Genomic DNA, 7,793 nt, shown 5'->3' with positions numbered 1-7,793 from the left:
GTTGACACCGTGATCGCGCCTCGAGGGGCGCGATAACGGTGTCAACTGCCTGTTCGGCACCCCGGGTTTCGACAGCCGGGTTCGGCTGCCGGGGTGCGGCGGGGCTCAGCCGAGCACGGCCTTGAGGAACTCCTGCGTGCGCTCGTGCTTGGGGTTCGTGAACATCGTCTCGGGGTCCGCCTCCTCGACGATCTGCCCGTGGTCGAACATGAGCACGCGGTTCGACACCTCGCGGGCGAACTGCATCTCGTGCGTCACGAGCAGCATCGTGATGTCGGTGGTCCGGGCGATCTCGCGGAGCACGCCGAGCACGTCGGCGACGATCTCCGGGTCGAGGGCCGACGTGACCTCGTCGAGCAGCAGGATCTCCGGGTCCATCGCGAGCGCGCGGGCGATCGCCACACGCTGCTGCTGACCGCCGGAGAGCTGCGTGCAGCGGGCGTCACGCTTGTCCGACATCCCGACCTGCTCGAGCAGCTGCTCGGCTCGCTCGATCGCGTCCTTCTTGGACAGCCCGAGCACGTGCACGGGCGCCTCGATGATGTTCTCCAGCACGGTCATGTTCGGGAACAGGTTGAACTGCTGGAACACCATCCCCACGCGGTTGCGCACCACGCGGCGGCGCTTCTCGGAGATCTCGACCCACTTGTCGCCCTTGTACTCGTGCGTGTAGGGGTCGCCGTCGATGAGGATGAGGCCGCCGTTCGCCTCCTCCAGCGTCATCAGCAGGCGCAGGATCGTCGTCTTCCCGGAGCCGGACGGGCCGATCAGCGTGACCCGGTCACCCTGAGCGACCGAGAAGTTCAGCCCGTCGAGCACCACGTTGTCGCCGAAGCGCTTGGTCACGTCCCGGAACTCGATGGCGGGGGTGCTCCCCGTGCGGGGAGCGCTCGTCGGTGTGGTCATGGTCTGGCTCCCAGCGGAGGTGGTCGTCGTGTCAGGCAAGGCGGGTCTCCATCCGTCGTACGAGCAGCGAGGTCGGGTAGCTCACCAGCAGGAAGAGCAAGCCCACCATCGTGATCGGCTCGATGTACGAGTAGGTGAGTGCGCCGTAGGCCTGGGCCGCCGAGTACATCTCGACCACGGTGATCGCGAAGAGGAACGGCGTCTCCTTGAACATCGACACCGCGTAGTTCCCCAGGCCCGGCAGGGTCTTGCGGATCGCCTGCGGCAGGATGATCGCGAACCAGGTGCGCGCCTTCGGCAGGTTGAGCGCCTTGGCCGCCTCCCACTGACCCGGCGGGACGGCCTCGATCCCCGCGCGGTACACCTCGGACATGTACGTCGCGTAGTGCACGCCGAGCACGCCGAAGCCGATGATCAGCGGCGGCACGTCGACCAGCAGCAGCCAGACGAAGACGAGCTGCACCAGCAACGGCGTCATGCGGATGAAGTCGACGACGAAGCGCAGCGGCCCACGGACCCAACGGGTCGGCGTGCGCATGGCCAGGGCGATGAGCAGCCCCAGGATCGCGGCGATGACCATGCCGACGACCGTCGCCTCGATGGTCACGACCAGACCTCGGAGCAGGTCGGGGAGCACGTCCCAGGCGATCTCCCAGTCCCAAATGTCGCTCATGCCACGCCCCCCTTCACGCGAGCGATCTCGGTCGGGACGCCCGGCTTGAGGCCGAGCACGTCACGCATCCGCGGACGCGCGCCGCGACCGAGCCGGCGCTTGGCCCGCTCCTCGAGCCAGTTCATCCCCCAGGTGAGGACGTAGGCGATCACGAAGTAGATGACGAGGCCGATCCCGTAGCTGAAGAACGTGTCGCGGGTGTCCCGCTGGAGCTCGTCGATCCACCAGTACACGTCGTGCAGGGTGATGTAGAACGCGAGCGCGGAGCCCTTGAGGAGCTGGATCAGCAGGTTCGCCAGCTGGGGGATCATCAGCGCCCACGCCTGCGGGAAGATCACCCGGCGCACCTTGTGGAACCAGCCCAGGTTGAGGGCCGTCGCGGCCTCCCACTGGCCGGTGGGGACGGACTCGATGGAGCCCCGCACCACCTCGGCGGCGTACGCGCCGTAGTTGAGGCCGAGGGCCACGATGGCGACCGTGAGCGCCTCCATCTTGAAGCCGAGCTGCGGCAGCACGTAGAAGAGCCAGAAGATCTGGACCACCAACGAGGTGCCGCGGAAGAACTCGATCACGACCCGGGACGGCCCGCGCACCCAGAGGGTCCGGGTGCGCGAGCCGAAGCCCAGCACCAGCGCGACCACCATCGCGAGCACGGCGCCGCCGAGGGTCATCTCGAGCGTGACGAGGACCGCGTCGCCGAGGTTCGGCAGCCGGTCGATCAGTGCCTGAAGATCGTCTGACATGCGGTCAGGAGTCCAGCCCCAGCTCGTCCTGGATCGCCTTGAGGTCGCCCTCGCACAGCATGTCGGCCGTCAGGCCCGCCGGCGGGAACTCCGCCTCGGTGAAGCCGAACGGCTCCATGACCTCGAGCCACTTGTCCTTGTCGCCGGTGATCTTGGCGAGCTCGGTGTTGTACGCGTCCCGCAGCTCGGTGTCGTCCTTGCGGAAGACCTCGGAGCCGGCGCCGATCTGTGCCACGCCGTCGATCGTGGCGACGAACGCGTCCGTGGCCTCGACGTCCTCGTCGGTGCTGTCCGCGAGCGCGCGGATCGAGATGCCCGTGAGCGCGAACGCGTCGGCGCGGCCGGTCACGACGGCGTTCAGGCCGTCGGTCGAATCGCCGACGGTGATCGTCTTGACGCCCGTGTCCTTGGCGTAGCCGTCCTCGATCGCGCCGCTCGTGACGGCGATGGTGAGGCCCGAGTCCTCCACCGACTGCCAGTCGGAGAGCTTGTCGGGGTTGCCCTTCGGCACGAGGAACGCCGTGGTGTACATGATGGTGGGCTCGGCGAACGCGGCGGCCTTGCAGCGGTCCGGGAGGATCGACATGCCCGCGGACACGGTGTCGTACCGGTCGGCGTTCAGGCCGGGGATGAGCGAGTTCCACTCCGTCTGGGTGCCCTCGACGTCGTCGACACCGAGCGCCCCGAAGATCTTCTTGTCGAGGGCGATCGTCGCGCCGGTGAGCTCGTCGCCGTCCTTGTAGCTGTACGGCTTCTCACCGTTGAAGGCGACGTTGACCGTCCCGGCGTCCTTGATCTTCTGCAGCGTCGATCCGCTGCCGCCGTCGCCCGATCCGCCGTCATCGACGCTGGAGCAGGCGGTGAGTGCGGTCATGGTGAGGACGGCGCCGACGGCGATGACCGCCCGATGGCGCTTCGTGGTCCTGATGGACGACACGGTGTCTCCCTTCCGTGCCCGGGCGGAGTCGCGCCGGGCTGTTGGGTCTGGACGGTGCGACACCGTAGCCGCGATGCCGACGCTATGACAATCTATGTATCCGCATGTCGGATTGTCTACAATCCTCAAGGGCGCGCCGCTCAGCCCGTCAGGTTCGACGTCGTCGCAGGTCAGGACGCCGTCGACCGCGCCGAATCCGGCACCCGGGCTGCCCGGAGGCCCACGAACGCAGTCATGGCATGGTCACAAGAGGGTCACGATCTGGCCGGTGGGCCCGGTCGCGGGATGATGTGTCCCGTCGGGGCGGTCCCCGACCACGTGGAAGGAGAGCAGATGACCCCGTCGTCACGGGTCCCCGTCGGCAGTGCGCCGTTCCTGTCGCCGGTGACACGGCCGTCGACGGTCGACCTCATCACCGTCGAGCTGCGCAACGCCGTCTACTCGGGGGCGCTGCCCGTGGGGTCGCCCATCCGCGAGGTCGAGATGTCGAGCCAGCTCGGGGTGAGTCGCGGGCCCTTCCGCGAGGCCGCACAGCGCCTCGTCCAGGAGGGCCTGCTGCGGTCGACCCCCGGCCGCGGCCTCAGCGTGGTGCGGATCGGCGCCGACCGGGTGCGCGCGCTGTACGAGGCGCGCACGGTCGTCGAGACGTCGGCCGCACCGCTCGCCGTCGAACGGGCCACGGCCGCGCAGGTCGCGGCCGTCCGTGCCGCGCACGACGCGCTCGTCGCCGCCGAGCGCAGCGAGGACGCCCGGCGCGTCGGCGACGCCGACCTCAACGTGCACTGGTCGCTCGTGGCCGCCGCCGGGAACCCCTGGCTGCTGCGCTGGATGACCACCCTCATCGTCGAGGTCCGGATCGCGAGCTTCACGCTCAGCGAGGACTACGCGGTGCGCAAGGACGCCGCCGAGTCGCACGTCGACCTCGTCGAACGCTTCGAGGCGCGTGACGCCGACGGGCTCGTCGCCGCGATCCGCACCAACCTGGCCGACGCCGTCGCGCGCCTCCTGGCGCCCGAGACGGTGGAGGTCGAGACCTTCGACGAGCCGCGGCCCTCCCCCGCCCCGCGCCTGGAGCCGATCACGCCGACGTTCCCCGAGCCTTGATCCCGCGAGCGCCCAGCGCCTCGAGCTGGGCCCTCCGCTCGCGCTCGTAGTCGTCCGCCCGCCAGGACGTCAGCCCGCCGACGACGATCCCGGCCGGCCGCCCGTCCTGGCCGGGCAGCACCTCGACGATCTCTCCCGGCGCGCCGAACCCCGGGTGGACGGGCAGCCGCAGGTCCTCGCCGTCCGCCACCAGCCGCTCGGCTCCGGCCAACGGGTCCTCGCGGCGCGGGTCGATCAGCCACAGCTCCTGGCCGAGCCGCACGACGTCGGTCTGGCCCCACAGGTTCGCGAAGCGGCCCGTGCGGCGGTCCAGCGCCTCGACGTCGGCGGCGGAGCCCGGGGCTCCCGCGTCGAGCGCGGTCGCGACCAGGGCGAAGAGCCCGGTCGCGATCGTCTCGGCCGGGCCGTCGACGGCGTTGGTCAGCACCGACACCACCACCCGCCCGGCGGGGTCCGCCCACGTGCGGCTGAGCTGGCCGGGGAACGACCCCCCGTGCCCGACGACGCGCCGCCCCTCGATCTCCCGCGTCTCGAAACCCAGCCCGTAGCGGCGCGGCCGCGCGTGCGGACGGTCGATCACCGACTCGTCGCGGTGCAGCAGGCGTCGGGTCTCGGGGCGCAGGAGGTCCGAGCCGTCCGCGTGCGCGGCGAACCAGCGCGTGAGGTCCGCCGCCGTCGAGCAGAACCCCGTCGCCGACGCGAGGGCGCCCGTGCGCACCGGTGCGACGGGCAGCCGGCCGTCGTCGGCGACCCCGAAGGCGGAGTGGCCGACGACGTTCGCCGGTCCCTCGGTCGCCTCCGCCGTCGTGCGCCGGAGCCCCAGGGGCTCGAGGAGGTCGGCCCGCACGTGGTCCGCGAACGACGCGCCCGTCACGGCCTCCACCACCAGCCCCAGCAGCCCGTAGGCGAGGTTTGAGTACTTGAAGACCTCGCCGCGGCCGAGGACGGCGCCGTCGAGGAGCACCGACTGCACCAGCGTGCCGCGGTCGGGGAACGGCGCGCCCAGCTGCCAGAAGTCGGCGTCGCGGCCGTCGCGCCGCACGCCTCCGGTGTGCCCCAGCGCCTCCCGGAGCGTCACCCGGCCCATGGGCGCGCCCACGAGCTCCGCCAGGTGGGCCTCGAACGGATCGTCGAGCCGCAGCGCGCCCCGGTCCGCGAGGCGCGCCACCGCGGTCGCCGTGAAGGTCTTGGAGTGCGACGCGACGCGGAACACGTGGTCGGGACGCAGCGGCTCGCCGGTCGTGGCGTCGGCGACGCCCCACGCGTCGTCGAGCACCAGGTCGTCGCCCACGCGGACCGCGTACTGCACGCCCGGGACCCGCGCAAAGCCTGCCTGGGTGGCGACCCACGCGGCGAGGTGGTCGACGTCGAACAGGTCGCTGGTGGCGTGCTCCGAGGTCATGGGCGCCACCCTGCCACGACGGGCGGCCGATGAGTTCGTCGTCGGAGGGCTGTCCTAGCCTGGGACGTGACGCACGTCACCCAGGCGACCCCGGGAGATCCCATGTCCGACCCGCCCACGCCCCGCGTCCCCGCCGCCGGCCCCGCCGACCTGGCGGTCGACGCCCACGGGCTCGTCAAGCACTTCACCACGCGCAAGCAGGTCACGAAGGCCGTCGACGGCGTCGACCTGCAGATCCCGACCGGCAGCGTCTTCGGCCTCCTCGGCCCCAACGGCGCCGGCAAGACCACCGTCGTGCGGATGCTCGCGACGCTGCTGCGACCCGACGCGGGCAGCGCCCGCGTCCTCGGGCACGACGTCGTCGCGGACGCCGACGCCGTGCGCAGCGCCGTCGGGCTCACCGGCCAGTACGCCTCCGTCGACGAGGACCTGACCGGCACCGAGAACCTCCTCATGCTGGCCCGGCTGTACGGCTTCCGCGGCGCGGCCGCCCGGCGCCGCGTCGAGGGCCTGCTCGACGCCTTCAGCCTCTCCGACGCCGGCGCCCGGCAGGTGAAGACCTACTCCGGCGGCATGCGGCGGCGCATCGACCTCGCGGCGTCCCTCGTGCTCGCCCCGCGCGTGCTGTTCCTCGACGAGCCCACCACGGGCCTCGACCCACGCAGCCGCAACCAGGTGTGGGACATCGTGCGCGTGCTCGTCGCGGACGGCGCCACGGTGCTGCTCACCACCCAGTACCTCGAGGAGGCGGACCAGCTCGCCGACCGGATCGCCGTCATCGACCACGGCACCGTCATCGCCGAGGGAACGTCGACGGAGCTCAAGCGCTCGGTGGGCCAGGGCGCTGTGACGATGCGCCTCGCCGACGCGACCCAGCGGGCCGCGGCCGCGAGCGTCGTCGAGAAGGTGCTCGGCTCCGCGCCGACCCTGCCCACCGACCCGTACGCCCTGTCGGCCCGCGTGCCCGACGAGGGCACGGCCGACGTGGCACAGCTGCTGCCCGCGCTCGGCGAGGCCGGCATCGCCGTGCCCGAGTTCACGCTGGGCCAGCCCAGCCTCGACGAGGTGTTCCTGACGATCACGGGCCAGCCGCTGCCGGCCGACGAGGACGACGCCCGGCCCGTCGAGGAGGAGGTGTCCCGATGACCACGTCCGCCGACCCCGCCGAGATCACGACCACCACCCTGCGTCAGGCCGTCGCCCTCACCGAGCGCCCGGCCCGCCCGTCCCCGCTCGCGATGACCCTGACGTTCGCGTGGCGAGCGCTGCTGAAGATCAAGCACGTGCCCGAGCAGCTGTTCGACGTGCTGGTCTCCCCCGTGATCTTCACGCTGATGTTCACGTACCTGTTCGGAGGCGCGCTGGCCGGCTCGACGTCGGCGTACATCCAGTTCCTGCTGCCCGGCATCCTGGTGCAGACGATCGTCATCGTGACCGTGTACACCGGCTACACGCTGAACACGGACATCACCAAGGGCGTCTTCGACCGGTTCCGCTCCCTGCCGATCTGGCGGCCGGCGCCCATCGTGGGTGCCCTGCTGGGCGACACCGTGCGCTACTCCATCGCGTCGGTCATGACCATCGGGCTCGGCCTGATCCTGGGCTTCCGGCCCGACGGCGGTGTCGTCGGCGTCGTGCTCGGGGTGCTGCTCCTGCTGGTCTTCGCGTTCTCGCTGAGCTGGATCTTCACCATCCTCGGGCTGCTGCTGCGCACCCCGAACGCCGTGATGGGGGTGTCCATGATGGTGCTGATGCCGCTGACCTTCGCGTCGAACATCTTCGTCGACCCGTCGACGATGCCTGCCGCCCTGCAGCGGTTCGTGGAGATCAACCCCGTCACGCACCTCGTCACCGCCGTCCGCGGCCTCATGGCGGGCACCCCCGACAGCGGCGAGATCGTCTGGGTGCTCGTCGCCGCCGTCGTCCTCACGGGCGTCCTCGGCCCCGTCACGATGCACCTGTACCGCACCCGCCACTGACCAGGTTCTCGTTGTGAGCGGGCGTTTGGCCCTGGTTCGGTCGCGAACC

8 protein-coding genes are annotated in these 7,793 nt (G+C 71.1%); 3 read left to right on the top strand and 5 right to left on the bottom strand.

What is annotated here, in order from left to right:
- Positions 1-105: 105 nt before the first annotated feature.
- The 4 genes from ehuA to ehuB are packed head-to-tail and all read right to left on the bottom strand — an operon-like array spanning position 106 to position 3,259.
- A complete protein-coding gene (gene ehuA / locus ACFWDO_RS20590; protein ID WP_380325360.1) occupies positions 106-906 on the bottom strand; it encodes an ectoine/hydroxyectoine ABC transporter ATP-binding protein EhuA in 801 nt (266 codons plus the stop codon).
- Between the two features lie 31 nt (positions 907-937).
- A complete protein-coding gene (gene ehuD, locus ACFWDO_RS20585) occupies positions 938-1,579 on the bottom strand; it encodes an ectoine/hydroxyectoine ABC transporter permease subunit EhuD (RefSeq protein ID WP_380325363.1) in 642 nt (213 codons plus the stop codon).
- On the bottom strand, positions 1,576-2,322 hold the full coding sequence (gene ehuC, locus ACFWDO_RS20580) for an ectoine/hydroxyectoine ABC transporter permease subunit EhuC (RefSeq protein WP_380325365.1): 747 nt from the start codon (positions 2,320-2,322) through the stop codon (positions 1,576-1,578). Before ehuC ends, ehuD begins: the two co-directional genes overlap by 4 nt.
- Before the next feature lie 4 nt (positions 2,323-2,326).
- On the bottom strand, positions 2,327-3,259 hold the full coding sequence (gene ehuB / locus ACFWDO_RS20575; protein WP_380325368.1) for an ectoine/hydroxyectoine ABC transporter substrate-binding protein EhuB: 933 nt from the start codon (positions 3,257-3,259) through the stop codon (positions 2,327-2,329).
- Between the two features lie 333 nt (positions 3,260-3,592).
- Between ehuB and ACFWDO_RS20570 the strand changes: the two genes are divergently transcribed.
- Positions 3,593-4,363 carry a GntR family transcriptional regulator gene (locus tag ACFWDO_RS20570; protein WP_380325371.1) on the top strand — a complete coding sequence of 257 codons (771 nt, stop codon included), beginning with the start codon at positions 3,593-3,595 and terminating at the stop codon, positions 4,361-4,363.
- Here the strand turns inward: ACFWDO_RS20570 and ACFWDO_RS20565 are convergent.
- Positions 4,338-5,765 (bottom strand): serine hydrolase domain-containing protein, encoded by a 1,428-nt coding sequence (locus tag ACFWDO_RS20565; protein ID WP_380325374.1) that lies wholly within the window; start codon positions 5,763-5,765, stop codon positions 4,338-4,340. The genes ACFWDO_RS20570 and ACFWDO_RS20565 overlap by 26 nt on opposite strands.
- A gap of 102 nt (positions 5,766-5,867) precedes the next feature.
- Between ACFWDO_RS20565 and ACFWDO_RS20560 the strand changes: the two genes are divergently transcribed.
- Together ACFWDO_RS20560 and ACFWDO_RS20555 are read left to right on the top strand one after the other, a co-directional pair.
- The gene (locus ACFWDO_RS20560) at positions 5,868-6,911 is read left to right on the top strand and encodes an ATP-binding cassette domain-containing protein (protein ID WP_380325377.1); all 1,044 of its coding nucleotides are present in this window, start codon (positions 5,868-5,870) and stop codon (positions 6,909-6,911) included.
- Positions 6,908-7,744 (top strand): ABC transporter permease, encoded by an 837-nt coding sequence (locus ACFWDO_RS20555; RefSeq protein WP_380325380.1) that lies wholly within the window; start codon positions 6,908-6,910, stop codon positions 7,742-7,744. The genes ACFWDO_RS20560 and ACFWDO_RS20555 overlap by 4 nt, the downstream gene beginning before the upstream one ends.
- Positions 7,745-7,793: the final 49 nt, after the last annotated feature.

Origin of the sequence: Isoptericola sp. NPDC060185 (assembly GCF_042728595.1) — a bacterium.
GTDB lineage: Bacteria > Actinomycetota > Actinomycetes > Actinomycetales > Cellulomonadaceae > Isoptericola.
Note: the sequence above shows the minus strand (reverse complement) of the source record. Positions and strands in the feature narration are given on the sequence as shown.

Bases quoted from the DNA above. Each gene is read 5' to 3' on its own strand.
- ehuA (WP_380325360.1), bottom strand. From the start codon at position 906: ATGACCACACCGACGAGCGCTCCCCGCACGGGGAGCACCCCCGCCATC.
- ehuC (WP_380325365.1), bottom strand. From the start codon at position 2,322: ATGTCAGACGATCTTCAGGCACTGATCGACCGGCTGCCGAACCTCGGC.
- ACFWDO_RS20565 (WP_380325374.1), bottom strand. From the start codon at position 5,765: ATGACCTCGGAGCACGCCACCAGCGACCTGTTCGACGTCGACCACCTC.
- ACFWDO_RS20560 (WP_380325377.1), top strand. From the start codon at position 5,868: ATGTCCGACCCGCCCACGCCCCGCGTCCCCGCCGCCGGCCCCGCCGAC.
- ACFWDO_RS20555 (WP_380325380.1), top strand. From the start codon at position 6,908: ATGACCACGTCCGCCGACCCCGCCGAGATCACGACCACCACCCTGCGT.
- ehuD (WP_380325363.1), bottom strand. From the start codon at position 1,579: ATGAGCGACATTTGGGACTGGGAGATCGCCTGGGACGTGCTCCCCGAC.
- ACFWDO_RS20570 (WP_380325371.1), top strand. From the start codon at position 3,593: ATGACCCCGTCGTCACGGGTCCCCGTCGGCAGTGCGCCGTTCCTGTCG.